Origin of the sequence: Flavobacterium piscisymbiosum (genome assembly GCF_020905295.1) — a bacterium.
Lineage (GTDB): Bacteria > Bacteroidota > Bacteroidia > Flavobacteriales > Flavobacteriaceae > Flavobacterium > Flavobacterium piscisymbiosum.
In genome coordinates this window covers 2824695-2845430 of sequence record NZ_JAJJMM010000001.1, presented here as the reverse complement: position 1 = coordinate 2845430, position 20736 = coordinate 2824695, and the positions used below count along the sequence as shown (strand labels likewise).

Annotated in this window: 16 protein-coding genes; 11 read left to right on the top strand and 5 right to left on the bottom strand. The window is 34.1% G+C overall.

The genetic code is table 11. From position 1 onward, the window contains the following. Nucleotides 1-163: 163 nt before the first annotated feature. Both LNP81_RS12385 and LNP81_RS12380 read left to right on the top strand, forming a co-directional pair. Entirely contained in the window at nucleotides 164-466 is a 303-nt protein-coding gene (locus LNP81_RS12385) for a hypothetical protein (protein ID WP_230036218.1), read from the top strand. Nucleotides 467-524: 58 nt separating this feature from the next. Further along, a complete protein-coding gene (locus tag LNP81_RS12380) occupies nucleotides 525-893 on the top strand; it encodes a nuclear transport factor 2 family protein (protein WP_230036215.1) in 369 nt (122 codons plus the stop codon). A gap of 430 nt (nucleotides 894-1323) precedes the next feature. On the opposite strand, the gene LNP81_RS12375 is transcribed toward LNP81_RS12380, so the two are convergent. After that, nucleotides 1324-2859: a YifB family Mg chelatase-like AAA ATPase gene (locus tag LNP81_RS12375; RefSeq protein ID WP_230036213.1), complete on the bottom strand. Its 1536-nt coding sequence runs from the start codon at nucleotides 2857-2859 to the stop codon at nucleotides 1324-1326. Between the two features lie 120 nt (nucleotides 2860-2979). On the opposite strand from LNP81_RS12375, the gene LNP81_RS12370 reads away from it, so the two are divergent. The 6 genes from LNP81_RS12370 to LNP81_RS12345 all read left to right on the top strand — a co-directional run bounded on the left by LNP81_RS12370 (nucleotide 2980) and on the right by LNP81_RS12345 (nucleotide 7991). Further along, complete coding sequence (locus LNP81_RS12370; protein ID WP_230036211.1) at nucleotides 2980-3264, top strand: hypothetical protein; 285 nt, start codon at nucleotides 2980-2982, stop codon at nucleotides 3262-3264. A gap of 658 nt (nucleotides 3265-3922) precedes the next feature. Beyond that, entirely contained in the window at nucleotides 3923-4357 is a 435-nt protein-coding gene (locus LNP81_RS12365; RefSeq protein ID WP_230036209.1) for a GNAT family N-acetyltransferase, read from the top strand. Between the two features lie 36 nt (nucleotides 4358-4393). After that, a complete protein-coding gene (locus LNP81_RS12360) occupies nucleotides 4394-5467 on the top strand; it encodes an alanine/ornithine racemase family PLP-dependent enzyme (RefSeq protein ID WP_230036207.1) in 1074 nt (357 codons plus the stop codon). 126 nt (nucleotides 5468-5593) lie between these two features. Beyond that, a complete protein-coding gene (locus LNP81_RS12355) occupies nucleotides 5594-6292 on the top strand; it encodes a DUF1963 domain-containing protein (RefSeq protein ID WP_230036205.1) in 699 nt (232 codons plus the stop codon). A gap of 57 nt (nucleotides 6293-6349) precedes the next feature. Continuing rightward, nucleotides 6350-6769: a hypothetical protein gene (locus tag LNP81_RS12350; protein ID WP_230036203.1), complete on the top strand. Its 420-nt coding sequence runs from the start codon at nucleotides 6350-6352 to the stop codon at nucleotides 6767-6769. 103 nt (nucleotides 6770-6872) lie between these two features. Continuing rightward, the gene (locus LNP81_RS12345; protein WP_230036201.1) at nucleotides 6873-7991 is read left to right on the top strand and encodes an ankyrin repeat domain-containing protein; all 1119 of its coding nucleotides are present in this window, start codon (nucleotides 6873-6875) and stop codon (nucleotides 7989-7991) included. 25 nt (nucleotides 7992-8016) lie between these two features. On the opposite strand, the gene LNP81_RS12340 is transcribed toward LNP81_RS12345, so the two are convergent. Beyond that, a complete protein-coding gene (locus LNP81_RS12340) occupies nucleotides 8017-8994 on the bottom strand; it encodes a Gfo/Idh/MocA family protein (protein ID WP_230036199.1) in 978 nt (325 codons plus the stop codon). A 128-nt stretch (nucleotides 8995-9122) separates the two neighbouring features. Here LNP81_RS12340 and LNP81_RS12335 point away from each other — a divergent pair, with 128 nt between their 5' ends. From LNP81_RS12335 to LNP81_RS12325, 3 genes are all read left to right on the top strand, one after another. Continuing rightward, nucleotides 9123-12113 carry an amidohydrolase family protein gene (locus LNP81_RS12335; RefSeq protein WP_230036197.1) on the top strand — a complete coding sequence of 997 codons (2991 nt, stop codon included), beginning with the start codon at nucleotides 9123-9125 and terminating at the stop codon, nucleotides 12111-12113. Nucleotides 12114-12153: 40 nt separating this feature from the next. Beyond that, entirely contained in the window at nucleotides 12154-13461 is a 1308-nt protein-coding gene (locus LNP81_RS12330; RefSeq protein WP_230036195.1) for an amidohydrolase family protein, read from the top strand. Between the two features lie 340 nt (nucleotides 13462-13801). After that, nucleotides 13802-15118 (top strand): ammonium transporter, encoded by a 1317-nt coding sequence (locus LNP81_RS12325; RefSeq protein WP_065448139.1) that lies wholly within the window; start codon nucleotides 13802-13804, stop codon nucleotides 15116-15118. A 464-nt stretch (nucleotides 15119-15582) separates the two neighbouring features. Here LNP81_RS12325 and LNP81_RS12320 read toward each other — a convergent pair whose 3' ends face one another. The 3 genes from LNP81_RS12320 to LNP81_RS12310 all read right to left on the bottom strand — a co-directional run bounded on the left by LNP81_RS12320 (nucleotide 15583) and on the right by LNP81_RS12310 (nucleotide 20614). Further along, nucleotides 15583-17676 carry a protein-disulfide reductase DsbD family protein gene (locus LNP81_RS12320; protein ID WP_230036192.1) on the bottom strand — a complete coding sequence of 698 codons (2094 nt, stop codon included), beginning with the start codon at nucleotides 17674-17676 and terminating at the stop codon, nucleotides 15583-15585. Then, nucleotides 17666-18985 (bottom strand): tRNA lysidine(34) synthetase TilS, encoded by a 1320-nt coding sequence (tilS, locus tag LNP81_RS12315; protein WP_230036190.1) that lies wholly within the window; start codon nucleotides 18983-18985, stop codon nucleotides 17666-17668. The genes LNP81_RS12320 and tilS overlap by 11 nt, the downstream gene beginning before the upstream one ends. Before the next feature lie 342 nt (nucleotides 18986-19327). After that, nucleotides 19328-20614, bottom strand: coding sequence for an anthranilate synthase component I family protein (locus LNP81_RS12310; RefSeq protein ID WP_230036188.1), 1287 nt, complete (start codon nucleotides 20612-20614; stop codon nucleotides 19328-19330). Nucleotides 20615-20736 lie beyond the last annotated feature (122 nt).

Below are 20736 nucleotides of genomic sequence, written 5' to 3'. Positions count from 1 at the left end.
GAGGTTCGTGTTAAAAAAAGTATAAATAAGGCATATTCATCCGGATATTAGGCTTGGATTTAATAATTAGAAAACATAAATTTCAAATAGAAAATTCACTTAACTTACAGATACAAAACAGATTAATTACTAATTTTATATTTCACCTCTAATTATTTTAATGATGAAAAAAATATTCTTAATCCTTATTTGTATAATAGGATTTTCTGTAAATGCCCAAACCTCAAAAGAACTTATAGGAAAATGGCAATTGGTAAAATGGACCAAAAAAGGGAAAGAAAAGAACATTCAGGAGTATTATAAAACAGATCAGGTGTATCAGGTTTTTAAAGAGAATGGAGATTTTGAAAGTTTGGTTGGTGACGAATCTCACAAAGCAAAATGGAAACTATCGAAAGACAATTCTGAACTTACCATTATTGTTGTTTTGATGCCAATAAACGTATCATTACAAAACCCCAGATAGGAACCTTTGAATATAAAAAGGTTAGCGAATAGATTATTAACTCTTATTAGTCTTAGACATGTCATTAAACAAACAAACTGTAAACGAATACATGGCTGCTTTTAGAGTAAGCGATCATGAAAGAATACTTGACTGCCTTACTGAAGATGTTATTTGGGAAATGCCTGGTATTTATCAGCATGTTGGTAAAGAAGCATTTGACAAAGAAATTGAGAATGATAATTTTGTTGGAAGTCCTTCTATTCAGATTATAAAATTGATAGAGGAAAATGATATTGTCATTGCAGAAGGTGCTGTACAAGGAAATATGAAAAACGGAAATATGCTGGATGCTGTTTTTTGTGATGTTTTTGAAATGGAAAAAGGGAAGATAAAAAAGTTGACTTCGTATTTGATGTCGAGAAATGCAAGTTTAAAATTTGAGTGATGTCTTAAACGCAATCCCAATAGCTATTGGGAGCAAGGTTTTTAATAGATTATGCTGACAAAACGCAGAGTTCGCAAAGCTGCGGAAGAAATAGCACGCAGATTAGCAAAGATTTAAACTGATTATCGCAGTTTTTTTATTTAGTTATTAATTGTATTTCTCTTTTAATGTTGATTTATGGTTTTCTTATAAATGACAAAACCTCTCGCCTAGCCCCGATGGAAGCGGTATCCTTTTTCTGGCTCCTTTAGACAGAAAAAGATATAGTGTACAGCGGGACTGGAGGTTCTTATGAAAATTGATTTTTCTGCTACTAAAGATTAAATTCCAAATTTTAAATTCCAAATTCCAATCCCGATAGCTATCGGGAGTAAATTCCAAAATTTGTGCAATTCCAAGTTTCAAAATCTAAAATCTGAAATCTAAAATACTAACCAAGCCAACCTTCTCTATCCAGGCTTCTATATTGAATAGCTTCGGAGATGTGTTGCGAAACTACGGTTGGTGCGTTATCTAAATCGGCTATTGTGCGGGCAACTTTTAGAATTCTGTCGTAGGCTCGCGCAGAAAGATTGAGACGTTCCATAGCAGTTTTGAGTAATTGTTTTGATTGGTCGTCGAGTGCGCAATATTCGCGAATTAATTTACTGCTCATTTGCGCATTATAATGTATGTTTTCCAGCGCTTCGAATCGCTTGGTTTGAATTTCGCGCGCTGCTGTAACTCTTTTTCTAATTTCGACGCTGCTTTCGGCTTTTCGATCATCAGATAATTTCTCGAAAGGCACTGGCGTAACTTCGATATGAATGTCGATTCTGTCTAGTAAAGGTCCGGAAATCTTGCTGAGATATCGCTGCATTTCGTGTGGTGACGAAGTATTGGGCATACTTGGATCGTTGAAAAAACCACTCGGACTTGGGTTCATACTCGCCACTAACATAAAAGATGACGGATATGTTACGGTGAATTTAGCGCGGGAAATGGTTACTTCGCGATCTTCGAGCGGCTGACGCATCACTTCCAGAACATCGCGTTTGAATTCCGGCAATTCGTCCAGAAACAAAACGCCATTGTGCGCCATCGAGATTTCGCCCGGCTGTGGGTAACTTCCTCCGCCTACAAGTGCTACATTCGAAATGGTATGATGCGGACTACGAAACGGCCGCTGATTCATTAGTCCAACTTCTTTTAATTTTCCGGCAACGCTATGAATTTTGGTAGTTTCAAGAGCTTCGCGCAATGTCATTGGCGGTAAAATACTTGGAACTCGTTTGGCAAGCATTGTTTTTCCTGCTCCGGGCGGACCTATTAAAATAATATTATGACCTCCGGCTGCCGCAATTTCCATACAGCGTTTTATACTTTCCTGTCCGCGAACGTCTGAGAAATCGTGTTCAGGAAAATCTAAGGTTTTATAAAATTCGGCTCTTGTATCGATTACTGTTGGTTGAAGCGTGTCTTTCCCTGCAAAGAAATCAATTACTTCCTGCAAATTCGAAACTCCGTAAACATCTAATCCTGCTACAATTGCGGCTTCTTTTACGTTTTGGATGGGAAGAAAAAATCCTTTATAACCTTCTTCCTTGGCTTTTATGGCAATGGGTAAAGCGCCGCGAATGGGCTGTAAACTTCCGTCGAGAGAAAGTTCGCCCATAATAATATAGTCGTCGATTGCGGGTGCTTTTATCTGATCTGAACCTACTAAAATTCCCATTGCAAGGGGTAAATCGTAGGCAGAACCTTCTTTTCGAAGATCAGCGGGTGCCATATTTATGGTAATTCTTTTTCCGGGCAAACTTAAACCGTTGTTTTTTAAGGCAGCCGCAATTCGGAAACTGCTTTCTTTTATGGCGCTATCAGGTAATCCAACTAAATGATAACCAATCCCTTTATCCATATGCACTTCTATTGTAATGGTTGTGGCTTCTACTCCAAAAACAGCGCTTCCGTAAACTTTTACTAACATAATTAATCTTTAATTGGACAGTAAAAGTATTTAATTATAAAGAGAAAAACATATTTTTTGTAAATATTTTATTACAATAAATTATTGTTTTATATTTACCTCAGAAAAAACAATTTACTCATGGATAACCAACACATCATAGATCAACTACAAGAAAAAATCTCCCACAATTTCGAATATTTTGTGGTTATCATACAAAGTGAGGTCTTTTTTAAAGGAAAAAATGGAGCCAATAAATGTGCACAAAGTACAAACGATAAAGATTTGGCTTGGGAGCTTTATTCTAATGAATCAATTGAGTCTCCTTATTATAATTGGGTTGAGGTTAAATATTCTTATAATTTTTTAGGAGGATTTAAAAAAGACGAGTTATCAAAAGATATTATTGATCTGGGGATCAATTAACAGATCAGGAGAATTTAAGATTAATCAATATTTTCGACAGCAAGTATTACCAAAAACTTTATCATATTATAGCAGAGGTTTTAGAAGAAATTAATTTATCTGACTTCACTGATTTTGTTGCCAACGACTTTTATAACTTCTTGCTTTTTCACACTTACCTCGATCAAAAAATTCCTTTTATTGAAAACGAAATTAGTATTTATAAAAATGGCGGATTTCCTTGTGGCTGGAAAGGTAATTTCCCGAATGGGGATTTTGTAGTTTTTTCGCCTGTCCTGATTCGATAATTTATCTGATAATTTACAAAAAGATATTGCAGACCAACTACAGGAAAAAATAGCTTTTATTTACATCTGAAGTTTATCTAATCTTCCAACATTAGCCGTGTCTTTTTATGCTTTATATTGAAAGAAAAAAGACTTAAAAACTTCACTGTTCGCTATTTTTATAAATTTAAAATGGTAAACTTCCTGAACAGTAAAAGTTAAAAGGCACGTTTCGATTGCCATAAAACCAGTATTTATGCCTATCTTGCGAAAATATCATCGATTTCTCGTGATAATTTCGATTTCTAATTCTGGAAATCTTCTGCAATTGATTTTGCATCTTATATAAGCTGAAAATTTACTATCAGCACAAATAATCTAAAATTTAAAAAATGGAATTTAAATTAATTAATCCAATTTCTGGAGACGACGCGACCTATACTCAAAAAATAATTGCCGCTTTTTTACATACGCATTTAGAACAATATGGAGATGAAACAGAAGATATTCTAAAAGCTATTGCTTATGCCATGAATCCTGATAAGGGTGGTAATATTGTTATTGGTTTAGAGGACCAAAAAATTGTTGGAGCTGTAGTTGTAAACAATACCGGAATGAAGGATTATATTCCGGAAAACATTCTCGTTTATATTGCCGTTGACAACTCTAAAAGAGGAAAAGGATATGGAAAAAAACTAATGGAAAAAGCAATTTCTGTAGTCGAAGGTAATATTGCATTACACGTAGAACCGGATAATCCTGCGAAAGTTCTATATGAGAAACTTGGTTTTACGAATAAGTATCTCGAAATGCGTTTAGTAAAATAATCGCAAATTCATTAATTCAATAAAAAACAAAGCCTAATGGCATTCATAAAATTATACCGAAAGAAGCTGAAAGAGAACTACGATTTCCTGAATTCAATTTTTGAATCTAAAAATATTCAATGGGGAGTTGTATCAAAACTTTTATGTGGAAACAAATTGTACTTAAAAGAAATTATCTCACTGGGAGCTAAAGAAATACATGATTCAAGAGTTAGTAATCTAAAGAAAATTAAATCTCTCGATGATACTATACAGACTGTTTATATAAAACCGCCCGCTAAACGCAGTATCGCTAACATTGTAAGATATGCTGATGTAAGTTTTAATACTGAATTTTATACGATACAAATGCTTTCTGATGAAGCCAAAAAGCAAAACAAAGTTCATAAGATCATTATTATGATCGAAATGGGAGATTTGCGTGAAGGCGTTATGGGCGAAGATTTAATCGAATTTTACGGCAAAATTATTAGCATGCCCAACATCGAAATTCGTGGAATTGGTACGAATTTAAATTGCCTTAGCGGCGTAATGCCAACGCAGGATAAACTGATACAATTGAGTTTGTACAAACAACTTATTGAGGCTAAATTCAATATTACAATTCCGTGGGTTTCCGGCGGGACTTCGGTTGCTATTCCTTTACTTTTAAAAAATGCCAGGCCAATGGCTGTGAATCATTTTAGAATTGGTGAAGCACTATTTTTTGGAAAGGATTTATTTACCGGAGAAACGATCAAAGGTATGCATAATGACGTCTTTAAACTTTTTGCTGAAATTATCGAAATAACCGAAAAACCAGATGTTCCGACGGGAGAACTCGGTGAAAATGTGGCTGGAAATAGTTTTTCTATGCAGGATATCGAGAGCTTTGGAGGAACTTCATTACGTGCTATTTTAGATGTTGGATTGCTGGACATGCAGCCTCAATATTTAGAAGCCGTAGATAAAGAAATTACGATTGTAGATGCCAGTTCTGATATGTTGGTAATTGATATTTCGCATTCAGCACAAAAATACAAAGTGGGCGATTTAATCTCTTTTAATATTAAATACATGGGTGCTTTGTACTTGCTGAATTCCAATTATATTGATAAAAATATAGAGTAAAAGAAAATCCGCATTTTAATTGAAAATTATCTTTATAAAAAATCATAGATTTATAATCGTGAAAAGAGCGTGCCTGAAGCCATTTATTCCAATTTTTTTACATTTAAAATAAGAATTAAAAAAGAAATGACTGAAATTCAAAAAATAAAAAACAGCCTTGCAAAAAAAGCAACAGAGTTTACTGCAGGCGGTTTTAAACCAACAAACTCAATTTCTGAAAGCTGGATTGGCAGCGTTTATTTATATCAGGAAAATGAAGAAATTCCTTTGGATAATAAGGGTGAATTGATGCTTCCCCTTTTTCAATTATGCCTAAATCAACTGCCTTTTGTTCCTGAAATTTTAGAAGAAACTAAAATTATTACTGTTTTCATTTCTAAAGAATTCCCAATGGACTTAACTCCTAATGGAAATAATTGGGTTTTGCGTGAATATAAAAGCGTAGATAATATTGTAGTTAAGGATTTAAAAAATGATGCTTCGTTTGTAAAGCCATTTCCTCTGTCAAATAAACTAATTGAAGAAGATTATCCGGTTTGGGAAGATCCTGAAATACCAGACGATATATCAGATAAAATCAATCAACTTGAGGACTCGGGAATTATTGATTCTTATTACGATATTATCGAAAACAATTATAGCCATAAAATTGGCGGTTATGCAACATATTGTCAATCCGGAATTGATTTTGGAGAAGATTTTGAATTTGTTTTTCAAATTGCTTCTGATGAAAAAGCAAATTTAAATATTGTAGACAGCGGAAATATTTATTTAGCCAAAAACAGAATGACTGGGGATTGGGTTTATTATTGTGATTTTTATTAAAAAAAAATCCCCTTTTACTCAAATCCAAACTTTTATATTAAACAAAATAAACTTTATATGAAAGAATCTTTAGAAAATCTATCTGTAGAATTAAAAGTATTCGCTGTTTTGAGTGATCCGGATACTATTTGGATGCAAGGAGATCTTGAGATCTTAATTAATGGCGAAAGACCATACAAAGACGGTGAAATTATTGATTCTTATATCCTTCAGGAAAGTTTAATGAAAGATGGAGAGCATTTTATTTTTTCCTGCTGTTGCGGTATTCCCGAATGTAGTGGCTGGATCAAAGGCATAAAAGTTACGCATTTACAAAATATCGTAAAATGGGAAGATCTTAATAATGACAGAACCTGGTATTTAGAAAAAAATAAAATTGAACAGGACCTGAAAGATATAAATGAAGAAGTACAGCTATTTAAAAAATATTTTGCTAATAAAGAAATAGAATACGTTGGCTTTGGGTATAATTTATAGAAGCAACCTTATCTATTGACACTTTGCTAAGTTGGTACAATAAACTTTTTAATTACTATATTCGTTTTTCAAACGTAACCATTGTAAAAACCATAAATTTAAAATGTCATTTTTTAAAAATATTTTCGGAAAAAAGGAAGAGCCAAAATCTTCTGATCAAATAGAATTACCCTGGATACCAGAAACAGAAAATCCCTGGGGACATACACTTTTAGATTTGCGCCCTTTTTCCCAAACCATGATTTCTACTTCAGAAAATAAAGAAATGGCTATAAATGCAATTTCCTACAACGCAGAAAATGGCACTTCTTTTTTTGGACAGAAACCTGCAAATAAAAAAAAGATCAGTGCAAACATTTCATTTAAAACAGATAAAACTCTTTATCCCGGAGTTTTGTTCACTCCCAATACAATGGAGCATAAATGGGCTGTTTATTTTGATGGGGAATTTCTGATTTTCATTCGCAGCTGGCTAAGAGAAGTTTTAGTTGTCGCAAAAACAACACAAAAAGAAAATGAACTTACTGTTGAAACAATCACTGGAGAATTTACACCAGATGAAAGTCCGGAATTTACAAAAGCTATCCTTAACTTTATTTTAATCAGCCATTCGATTGGCGAAATAGTTCCTGCTCTCTTACCTGTTGAATTTCAAAATAATACAAAAAGCGCAAGTCATTGGGCATTTTCGACTTATGGAAATATGGCTCAATTGGGAGTATTTGATGATCAGTTTCTTCCCGTTTCAAATTCGCCATTGCGATCGCATTCATTACTTCATATAGCAGTTGCTCAGGGAGAAATAAAAGAAATTGAGAACGAATTTAAAAAAGGGGTAAGTTTAAATGCTTTAGCCGGAGATGGATTAGCGCCATTGCATTGGTCAATGGCTGCAGAAGGTATCGAATCAATGACAAAATTACTTGAATTAGGAGCTGACCCCAATTCACGAACTTATGAAGGTGCAACACCTATAATGAATGCGGTACAATCTAATAAAACAGAAAAATTAAATTTACTTCTAAAATCAGGTGGTTTGATAAATCTACAAGATAATAGAGGATTTACAGCATTACATCGAGCCTGCGAAATGGGTCATATTGATGTTGTAAAAATGCTGCTGGAAAATGGCGCGGATAAATCCATTTCGGCAGAAGGACATACTGCACTTTCACTTGCAATTATGACGAAACAAAATAAAATAGTTGAGTTACTAAATTAATAATGTCATTTGTTCTCCAATCAGATTAAGAAAACTCTAACCCAATTTGATTTTTAATTTCCTCCACAATCTTACTCAAATCCAGACTATTCTGATGTGACCAAAGCTTACTTTCGATTTGGTTGTTTCTAATGCAATTATGACATTCGATTGCTTCATGTGTATAACCTATGCCTAAGTTTGGTAAACTAAAAGTTTCTTTTTTATCATTTTTAGAAACAGAATATCCATCAGCAATATACCAAGGAGAATTAAGCTGAATATGTCCCTGAGTTCCACTTATTGTTGCTTTCATGTCAGATTCTGAAATTATGGAGGCATGCAAAACTGATTGGGCGTTTTCGTACTGCAAAATCATTGAAGTCTGTAAATCGATTCCGTTTTTATGATAAATAGATTTTGCCATTATGTCTTTTGGAATTCCGAGTAATATATAGGAAAGAAATAATGGATATACGCCAATATCAAACAAAGCTCCTCCGCCCAGTTTTTTGTCAAAAAGTCTTCCACCTGCAGCATCATCTGCATAAAAAGCAAAATCGGCTTTTATATATTTTACATCGCCAATTATTCCCTGATGTACTTTTTCGAGAATTTCTTTTACAGACGGGATGAAACGCGTCCAGAATGCTTCCATAAAAAACTTATTATGTTTTCTTGAAGCTTCAATCATTCGTAATGCATCTTTATAAGAAAGCGACATTGGCTTTTCACATAAAACATGTTTGCCATTTTCTAATGCTTTTATAGATAATTCGGCATGCGAATCGTGTGGCGTTGCAATATAGATGATATCAACCTGATCGTCCTGAAAAAGTGCTTCATAAGAATCGTAGGATTTTGTGCAATTGTACTTTTTAGCAAACTCAATTGCTTTATTATGGTCTCTTGAAGCTACTGCAACTAATGCTGCATCTTGCAATAACAATAGATCAGCAGCAAACTGATTTGCAATATTTCCTAAGCCAATAATTCCCCAATTTATTTTATTATTACTTTTCATAATATTATCTAAGCACTACTTATCAGTGATTTAATTAAAAAAAAATCTAAATAAAGAAAAATCATTCAAAAAATAAATTTTAAATAACATATATTTCATAATTTTAGCAACAAATTTGCAAATTAACTATGAAAAAAGCCCTACTTCTACTCTTTTTGAGCGTTTTTTTAACAAAAACATATGCTCAGGATTATTTCCCTATTAATGAAAGTGTGCAAAACAAAAACAAAAATTACACTGTTTTTACAAATGCCACCATTTATGTTACTCCAACTCAAAAAATCGAAAAAGGAACTTTACTAGTTCAGGACGGTAAAGTTGTTGCAGTTGGTAATAATATAACAATTCCTAAAAACAGCATTACGATTGATCTTGCTGGAAAAACAATTTATCCTTCGTTTATTGATATCTACACGAGTTTTGGAATTGAAAAACCAAAAAGCAATTTAGGCCGTTACCGCGATCCTATGTACGATACAAAGAGAGTGGGTTATTACTGGAACGAAAGCGTTAGACCAGAAATAAACACCTATGAAACTTTTAAATACGATCAGCCAAAAGCAGAAGAGTTATTAAAAGCTGGTTTTGGAGTTGTGGGAACCCATATTCCTGACGGAATTGCTCAGGGAACCGGAATTTTGGTTGCCCTGAATAATACTGAAAACAGTAAACAAATTATTGCCAACAAGATTACCAATCACCTTGCTTTTTCAAGAAGCGCTCTAACAAATCAGGCTTATCCAAGTTCATTAATGGGTATGATGGCTTTGTTGCGTCAAATGTACCTGGATCTGGATTGGTACAAAAAAGGAAATTCTGATACTAAAGATTTATCATTAGAAGCTTTGGCAAATAATGAAAAACTAGTTCAGATTTTTACGACAGAAGATAAATTAAACAGTTTGAGAGCGGCTAAAATTGCCAAAGAATTTGGTTTAAACTATATTCTAAAAGGAAGCGGAAATGAGTTTGAACGCATCGACGAAATCAAAAATACGAACGCTAAATTTATTATCCCAATAAGTTTTCCGGAAGCTTATGATGTTTCAAATCCGTATTTATCAAATCAAATCGAATTGACCGATATGCGTTTTTGGAATCAGGCACCATCAAACCTCAAAGTATTATCTGATAATGGTGTTGTTTTTGCCCTGACGACAGACAAATTAAAAAAGACGGAAGACTTTAAACCTAATTTATTAAAAGCCATTAAATATGGTTTTGATAAAACAAAAGCTTTAGAAGCCCTGACTACAATTCCGGCGGCAATTCTTGGAAAAAGCAACGAAATTGGAAGTTTAAAAACCGGAAGTTATGCTAATTTTGTGATTACTTCAGGTGAAATATTCGACGAAAAAACGGTTTTATATGAAAACTGGGTTCAGGGAACTAAGTATGTCGTAAATGATATTAACTCAAAAGACATTCGAGGAAATTATAATCTAACGGTTGGAAAAGATACCTACAAATGGAAAATTGAAGGAACTGCTAATGCCCCAAAATCTGAAATAACAACAACTGACGACAAAAAAGTAAACAGCACTTTTGCAGTTTCTAAAAATTGGATTTCCCTTTTGATTAAACCTGCAGATACTATTAAATCTAACTTTACCCGTTTGACAGGATTTATAGAAAAACCGGAAAGTTTATCCGGAAAAGCGGTTTTTGCAAACGGAGACGAATTGGCATGGACGGCATTAAAAACGAGTGCATTTGTTGCTGTAAAAGATACTGTAAAACCAGAAAAACCAAATCCTGTTCTACCTTTAACTTACCCGAACGTGGCTTTTGGTGATGCTAAAAAACTAACGGCTCAAACTTTATTATTTAAAAATGCTACAGTTTGGACGAACGAAAAAGAAGGTATTCTAACAGAAACTGATGTTTTAATTAAAAACGGAAAAATCGCTGCTGTTGGTAAAAATCTTTCAGATGCAGCTGCTACTGTTATTGATGCTAAAGGCAAACATATCACCAGCGGAATCATCGATGAGCACTCTCATATTGCTATTTCTAAAGGTGTAAATGAAATGGGGCACAACTCTACTGCCGAAGTTACGATTCAGGATGTTGTGAATTCTGAAGATATTAATATTTACAGAGATCTTGCCGGAGGTGTCACCATCTCTCAATTATTACACGGATCTGCAAATCCTATTGGCGGGCGTTCTGCAATTGTAAAATGGAAATGGGGATCTGCACCAGATGATATGTTATACAAAAACCAACCTAAGTTTATCAAATTTGCTTTGGGAGAAAACGTGAAACAAGCCAATTGGGGTATCGACAATCCAACCCGTTTTCCGCAGACCAGAATGGGTGTTGAACAAGTTTTTACCGATTATTTTCAACGTGCAAAAGAATATGACGAAAGCTGGAAAAAATTCAACGGCGGTTCGAAAAAAGGAAAAGCGCCAAGAGTTGATTTAGAATTACAGACTATTGCTGAAATCATCAATAAAGAACGTTTTATAACCTGTCACTCTTATGTAGAATCTGAGATTTTGATGTTGATGAATGTTACCGAGAAATTCAATTTTAGAGTAAATACTTTCACGCATATTCTTGAAGGTTACAAAGTGGCGGATAAAATGAAAGAACATGGCGTTGGAGCTTCGACTTTCTCTGACTGGTGGGCTTATAAATTTGAAGTAAATGATGCAATTCCGTTCAATGGGCCAATTATGCACAACGCAGGATTGGTTGTAGCCTATAACTCTGATGATGCTGAGATGTCCAGAAGACTGAATCAGGAAGCTGCAAAAGCAGTAAAATACGGAAACATTTCTGAGGAAGATGCCTGGAAATTTGTAACCCTGAATCCTGCCAAATTATTACATATTGATGATAAAGTAGGAAGCCTTAAAGTAGGTAAAGATGCCGATGTTGTATTATGGAGTGACAATCCTTTATCTATTTATGCTAAAGCCGAAAAAACAATTATTGAAGGTGTTGTGTATTTTGATATTGAAAAAGATGCCGAAAAACAATTGGCCATTACTAAAGAAAGAAGCTTGTTGATTGGGCAAATGCTACAGGAAAAAAACAAAGGAATGAGCACGCAGCAACCTACAAAGAAAGAAAAAACAGAATATCACTGTGATACTTTAGAACAATAATTAAGGTGTTATAAATTCGAAAAGATTAAAAAAAGACAATATGATACATAAAAACATATATATAATGCTGCTCGCAGTTTGTGCTTCGGTACAAATAAAAGCACAACAAATACCGGCACCAAAACAAACTAAATCGGTTTTAATTTTAAATGCCACTGCACATTTAGGTAACGGAACTGTTATTCAAAACAGTGCGATTGGTTTTAAAGACGGAAAAATTACTTTAGTAGCCGATGCTACAACCATAAGACTTGCTGCTAATGCCTATGATACTACTATAGATGCCGCTGGAAAACACGTTTACCCGGGATTTATTGTTCCTAATGCAACACTGGGTTTGGTAGAAATTGATGCTGTAAAATCATCAGACGATCAGGAAGAAATTGGTAGTTTTAACCCGAATGTGAGAAGTATTATTGCTTATAACTCAGAATCGAAAGTAGTAGAAACGGTTCGTCCAAATGGTGTTTTAATTGCTCAGATTGCTCCGCGTGGAGGCAGAATTTCAGGAACTTCTTCAGTAGTACAATTGGATGCCTGGAGCTGGCAAGATGCTATCTTAAAAGAGAACGACGGGATTCATCTTAATTTTCCATCCAACTTTAAAAGATCAGGATCTTGGTTTGAACCCGGAATAATCGAAGCCAACAAAGATTACCCTAAACAGGTCGAAGAAATCGCTGCGTTTTTAATCAACTCAAAAACATACAACCAAGCGCCTGCAAAAGAAAGAAATGTAGTTCTTGAAGCTACAAAAGGGCTTTTTGACGGAACTCAAACGCTTTATATTCATGCAGATGAAGAAAAACAAATTGTAGATGCCATACAATTAGCCGTTGACAATCAGATTAAAAAAATTGTTATTGTTGGAGGATTCGAAGCTCACAAATCGACTGATGTATTGCAAAAATACAATGTAGGTGTTTTACTAAGACGTGTTCACGATATGCCAACAAGTGACGACCAGGATGTAAATCTTCCGTACAAAATGGCTAAAATACTTACTGATAAAGGTATTGTAGTAGGACTTGAAAATAGCGGAGATCACGAACGTATGAGCGTAAGAAACCTTCCGTTCCTGGCAGGAACCTGCGCAGCTTTTGGTCTGGACAAAGAAAAAGCATTACAGCTTATTACTTCAAATACAGCCAAATTATTAGGTATCGATGCTACTTGCGGTACATTAGAAACCGGGAAAGATGCAACGTTATTTATATCTGAAGGTGATGCACTTGATATGAAAACAAATAAATTAACGACGGCTTTCATTCAGGGAAGATCAATTAATTTAGAAACTTTTCAAACCAAATTAAACGATAAATTCAAAGCAAAGTACAACCAGAAATAAGTAAACTCTTTTCTATAAAAAAAGGCATCATTTGAGCAATTCATTTGATGCCTTTTTTATTTAAAATTATCATCATTCTGATCAAATCTTTAAATAGTTGAACATAATTACTCTTAAATTTAAAATTATTCTTTCATTTTTCTGTTAACAAAAGCTTCCCAGAGGTAAATTTTGATGTTTCTCATTAATAAATTATAAATTTTAAGTTGATTTTAACAAATACATGCAAAATACAGGGGGTTAAATTCTAAAATTAACAAAAATTAAACATCTGACTCTATTTTTTATAGGGGTGTCGATTGATTTTATACTTTTATAAAAAATTTAAAACTAAATAACTATGCGAAAAATTATTTTAAGTGTGATCCTTATCACTATTTTGGTACTAACCTTTATATCCAACTTTATCCTGTCTGATAATCCTATTCCGGCAGAGGCTGTAAAGTTTGACACAGGAGATACAGCTTGGATGATCGTAGCAACTGCATTTGTATTGCTTATGACACCAGGACTAGGATTTTTCTACGGAGGAATGGTAGGTAAGAAAAACGTTATCAGTACAATGCTTCAAAGTTTCATGGCAATGGTAATTGTTACTATTTTATGGGTTGTTGTTGCTTTCGGATTGGCTTTTGGTCCTACTATTGGAGGAATCATCGGAAATCCATCTACTAATTTATTCTTTGAAGGTGTTGGTACTAACACTGCATGGAGTCTTGCCCCAACTATTCCGTTTATGTTATTCGCATTGTTTCAGGCAAAGTTTGCTATCATCACACCTGCATTAATCACTGGTGCATTTGCAGAGCGTGTACGTTTCTGGGCATACTTATTATTCATGGTTTTATTCATCTTACTTATATACGCTCCTTTAGCACACATGACATGGCATCCTGATGGAGTTTTCTTTAAAATGGGAGTATTAGATTTCGCCGGAGGAACAGTTGTGCATATGAGTGCTGGTTGGGCTGCATTGGCCGGAGCAATCTTCCTAGGAAAAAGAAAAATTCAAAAAGTGAATCCTGCCAGAATTACTTACGTATTATTAGGTACAGGTTTACTTTGGTTCGGATGGTTTGGTTTCAACGCAGGTTCTGCACTTGGAGCAAACGGCTTGGCTGTTCAGGCTTTAGGAACTACAACTGTTGCAGCTGCTGCAGCTGCTATGGCATGGGTTTTCCTTGACAAAATCATAGGACACAAATTATCTGCACTTGGTGCGTGTATCGGAGCTGTGGTAGGCCTTGTTGCTATTACACCTGCCGCAGGTTTCGTTAGTATTCCTCACGCTATTTTTATCGGAGCTTTCTCTGCAATCGTTAGTAACCTTGTAGTAAGCAAATTCCCTAAAGGTAAAATTGATGACGCATTAGACGTTTTTGCTTGCCACGGTGTTGGTGGTATGGTAGGAATGTTGTTAACAGGAGTTTTTGCTTCTAAAGCAATTAACCCTGCTGTTGGAGATAATCAAGGTTTGATCTTTGGAACTCCAACTTTATTCATCAACCAATTAACAGCTTTAGTAATCGTTTCAATCTTCGCTTTCGTAGGTTCTTACATCTTATTCTTTGTTGTAAATAAAATTACACCTCTAAGAGTTACTGAAGAAAAAGAAGAATTAGGATTAGACATTTCTCAACACGGAGAATTTTTATAAAAAACAAACCAAAACCAAAACCAAAACCTAACCAAAATTAAAAAAGCGCTCTGAGTCTGACTTAGAGTGCTTTTTGCTTTTCTTAGATTATAGAGGATAAAAAATAGAATAAAGAGAATAGAAGATAGACTCTAAAAATGACAAAAAAATCTCATTTCTCTTTTATAAATATCAATTATCCATACTGTTTGTCCTAGCCCCGATAGTAGTGGAAATCCTTTTGTGCCGATCCCGAGGCTTCGGGAGGCACAAAAGATTGGAACGGATAGCGGGATTAGCTCCTGAAAAAAACTATTTTCATCATTCCTAAAAACAAAAAAAGCACTCTAAGTTCTTTACCCAGAGTGCTTTTTATTTTGAATTAATTCAACCTTATTATTATAATTTTAGATTTTAGAATTCAGATTTTAGATTCCCCAACTTCTTTATTCTATTGTCTATATTCTATCTTCTTTAAAAAAAGATTATTTAAAATTTCCAATTCCTTCTTTCAGCCAATGCAAATATTCATCTGCATTTACATAACTAATAGTTGGTTTTGAAGTGTTTAAATTCTTACCTTCTAAATCAGTAATAATGTATAATGGCTGCGTATTGGTTTTATATTTTGAGATCATGAAATCGGTCCATTTGTCGCCAACTGTAATGATCTTATCGCCAGATTTAGTTACAAATTGTTCCTCTTTTGGCAACTCGCGTTTATCATCTACATACAGAGAAATCAAAACAACATCGTTTTTCAGGATGGGCAAAATTGTTGGTTCAGACCAAACATTGTTTTCCATTTTTCTGCAATTCACACACGCATAACCGGTAAAATCAAGCATGATCGGTTTGTTGATTGATTTTGCATACGCTAGTCCATCTTCGTAATCATGAAAAACCATAATACCGTGCGGTCCTAATTCAGCTCCGTCTGGCAATCCTTTTATAGATTCGGCACTTCCGCCTGAATTAGCAGAACCTCCTACTCCAAACGGACTTTCACTATATTGTGGCGGTGGCGGGAAAGCGCTGATTAATTTTAATGGTGCTCCCCAAAGTCCCGGAATTAAATATACTGTAAACACTAATGTAAGCAATCCTAAATACAATCTTCCCACTGAAATATGCTGTAGCGGACTATCGTGCGGTAAAGTAATTTTTCCGAATAAATATAAAGTCAATGCTGCAAAAATGGCAATCCAAATTGCGATAAAAACTTCTCTTTCTAATAAATGCAATTGTAGCACTAAATCGGCATTTGATAAAAATTTAAATGCTAAAGCCAGTTCTAAGAATCCTAAAACTACTTTTACAGTATTCAGCCATCCTCCGGATTTTGGCAAAGAATTTAACCAGCCCGGGAACATCGCAAATAACATAAATGGCAAAGCCAATGCTAAAGAGAAACCTAACATTCCGATCACCGGAGCAATACCGCCGTTTGAAGCCGCTTCAACCAATAATGTTCCTACAATTGGTCCTGTACAAGAAAACGAAACAATTGCCAAAGCCAAAGCCATAAACAATATTCCAATTATTCCGCCTCTGTCTGCTTGTTGATCTACTTTATTTCCCCATGAATTTGGTAACATAATTTCGAAAGCTCCCAAAAATGAAGTAGCAAAAATGATCAATATAATAAAGAAGATTAAGTTAAACCAAACATCTGTAGACAAAGCATTTAATGCATCTGCACCAAATATTTTAGTGACAATTAATCCTAAAATAACATAAATAGCAATAATCGAAAGTCCATAAAAAATAGCGTTTCTAATTCCTTTAGCCCTGCTTTTACTTTGTTTGGTAAAGAAACTTACTGTCATTGGGATCATCGGGAAAACACAAGGCGTTAACAACGCTGCGAATCCTGATATAAATGCAATAAAAAAGATCGACCATAAACTTCTTGCAGGAGCTGGTCCGGGAATATCTTCTTCGGCAGAAGCATCAGCAACAGCTGCTTTTGCAGTTTCAGTTTTAGCCGGTTCAATAGTTGGCTTTACTGTATCAACAGCCAAACCTTCTACTTTAGTTTCATCTTTCTTTACTTCTGCTACACTGGCAACCGCATCCATCTTAAATGTTGACGGAATTGCAATCGAGAATTTTTTATTCGAATTGATACAAACTTCTTTACAAACCTGAAAATCAAACTCAACATCAACCGTTTTTAAGTTCGGATTTATGATGGTGATTTCCTGTTCGATATGTGCTTTACCTTCAAAGAAAGTTTCGTTTACGCCAAAAACATCATTAAAAGCCGTTCTTGTTTTTCCTTCTTTCGCTTTACCAACTAAAGTATAATTTCCTTTTTGATTTTTAAATGCAATTTCCAACGCAAGCGGTCCACCATCAGGCGTAAATTGCGAATACATGTGCCAGTCTTTTTCTATTGTTCCATCAAAAATTAAAACAGCATTATTTCCTGATTTCTTTTCAATTTTTGAAGTCCATTTTACTGGTTCCAGGATTTGCGCATTTCCTTTTGCAAAAGCAAAAAACAGGAAAAATATGATGATTTTATTCCAAACACTTTTCGACATTATCGTTTGATCGTATTGATTAAAGTTCATTATGTAATTCTATTTTAAGTATTTTATTTGTGGTATTTTCAATTTTAAAACGTTCATCCTGTCTGATTCCAACAACCCAGACAATCTGATTATCTGAAGACAAAATCCATGTTTTCTCTTTTTCGATCAACGATAATTTTTCATCTTTAAAAAGTTTACTCACTTTTTTCGATTTTCCGTTCATCCCAAAAGGCTGAAAAACATCTCCTTCATTCCATTTACGTAAAACAAGCGGAAATTGGATTTTTTCAGCGTCGACAAATATAGCCTTATTTGAATCTATTGTTATGTGACTTACATTACAAAGCCTCAATTTTAAGGGAAAATTAACTTCTGTATCGTTTGCAGTAATCTCAAATTCTTCCTTTTCTGACATTTCAGAAATTGGACTTAAAATCAAAGTATCTCTGTTTTTCAATAAGCGAAATTCTGCCGAAAGTACTTGTTTTCCAGATTGCCCATCAACCAAATCATAAATATCATTCCAGGCCAAAAAGCCAAATTCATTAAGCCATTGGTACAAATACGATTTATAATTGGGTAATTTTTTAAGCTGATTGAGATCGAAATGAATATCATCACCTTCCTCTTTCGCAACTTGCTGATAAATCATTATCGAAGCATCTTCGACCATTTCCTGCGATTCCTGCAAATACGATTGTGTTTTCTGGAAAGCACTCAAAAAATTAGGATTGATTTCTTTGAGCATCGGAACCAAATCGTGGCGAATCTTATTTCGAAGATATTTATTTGATGCATTGCTGCTGTCTTCCCGCCATTCTATAGTATTATCCTCTGCATATTTCAGGATTTCTTCTCTCGAAAATGGCAAAAGCGGACGAATAATTCGATCGTTTTGTTCCGGAATTCCCGTTAATCCTTCTAGTCCTGTTCCGCGCGTCAGGTTGATAATAAAGGTTTCCAGATTATCATCAGCATGATGTGCGGTTAAGATATAATCGAAATTCTCCTTTTCTAAAAGTTCGTAAAACCAACTGTAACGCAATTCACGTGCTGCAACTTGCGTCGATAATTTATAATCTTTAGCGAAAGCTTCGGTATCGAATTGTGTGGTGTAAATAGGAATATTATTTTGATCACAATATTCCTGAATGAAATTTTGATCGCCAAAACTTTCTAATCCGCGAAGCTGAAAATTGCAATGCAAAACCGCAATTTCATAAGGCAATTGCTTCATTACATGCAATAAAACCATACTGTCCAATCCTCCGCTAACAGCAAGAAATAATTTTTGATCTTCCAGAAATGGAAATCTTGAAACGATATGATTTTGAAATTTTGAAAACATTCGATAAATGTAAAAAATTAAATTCGATCTATTTTTAAATGAAATGTTAAGCGTTTGTTTTTTGGCGCGAATTAGCGCGAATTATTTTTTCACGCAGATTTCATTTTTTGGCTACAGATTAAAGGATTAAAATGATTTTTTTATATCAATTTCTCGCAGATTTAAAAAGATTTAAGCAGATGCGCACAGATTTCTTTCATAACTAAATCAAAATTAAATCTGTTTAAATCTGCCAAATCTGCGTGAAAAAAAAATATTATAATCCTTAATTACTATATGTTTTAATTATGCAATTACTTTATAAAAATTCGTGCTAATTCGTGAAATTCGTGGCAACCCTTTTTATCTTAAAACTTCATGCATCGCTTTCGCCTTCAACAAACATTCTTCGTATTCTTTTTCAGGGATTGATTGTGCTGTAATCGCGCTTCCTACAGAAAACGAAACGTATTGATTCTCCTGATTGTACAAAATACTTCTGATAACGACATTAAAATCAAAATCGCCTTCGGGAGTAAAATATCCAATTGATCCGCTATACAAACCGCGTTTGGTTTCTTCGAGATTTTCGATAATATTCATCACCGAAATCTTTGGAGCACCCGTCATACTTCCCATTGGGAAAGTGGTTTTTAAAACATCGATTGGCGAATATTGCGGATCTAATTTTGAAGTTATCGTAGAAATCATTTGATGTACTTGCAAAAACGAATAGATTTTACAAAGTTCTACAACCTCAACCGAACCTTTTTGCGCTGTGTGTGATAAATCATTTCGTACCAAATCGGTTATCATGATATTCTCAGCACGTTCTTTTGAATCTGATTCCAGAAATTGTTTTGATTTTTCATCTTCAACAGGATCTAAAAATCGTTTTGAAGTTCCTTTTATAGGTTGCGAAATCAAAGTCTCTCCTACTCTTTTTAAATATCTTTCAGGCGAAGCAGAAAGTAAAAATTGTTTATTATTTTTAAAGAAAACAGAAAACGGTGCTTGCGAAATACCATTTAGTTTCTGAAATTTTTCAAGCGGATTTATAACTGCATTTTCAGCATAAAATTCCATACAAAAATTCGCTTCGTACATATCACCTACGTGAATGTGATGCAGCATTTTTGTTACTTTTTCGATATAAAATTCTTTTGAAATTCGTTGCTCCACTTCGAATCCGCTCAGTGTAACAAACGGCTCATCATTACTTTTAACTATTTCCTCAAAATCATCTTCAACCTCATCATCACAAAGCAATAAATACTGTATTTCTAATTGATTTTCTTTCAATAAAAATATTTTTTTTGGTTGAAAGAAAAACAAATCCGGAAAATCTAAACCATCAAAATTAGAAGATTTTAACGGTTCAACATCATTTTTTAAATCATAAGTAAGATAACCAAAAAGCCAGTCTTTGGTCGTTTGCTGATATTGTTTTAAATCCTCGAAAGCATTATGAAAATCGGTTTTTAAAGATGTAAAAGCATCCACAGCCAACACGCAATCAAAACTGGAATATTCTTGCGGATACGAATTACTATCCAGAAAAATGACCTCGCGAAATTGCTGCGACCAGCTTAAAAGTTGTTGTTTAAAATGCTCTGGATTTGAAATATGTTTATGAATAGAAACTCTCAAAAAAGTATAATTTTTAGATTTCAAAATTACGACAAAAAAAATCCTTCGATAAAATAATACTCAAAAATTATTGGCACACTTTTTAGTACACCGAATTAAGACTTATTATTAAAACAGATTTT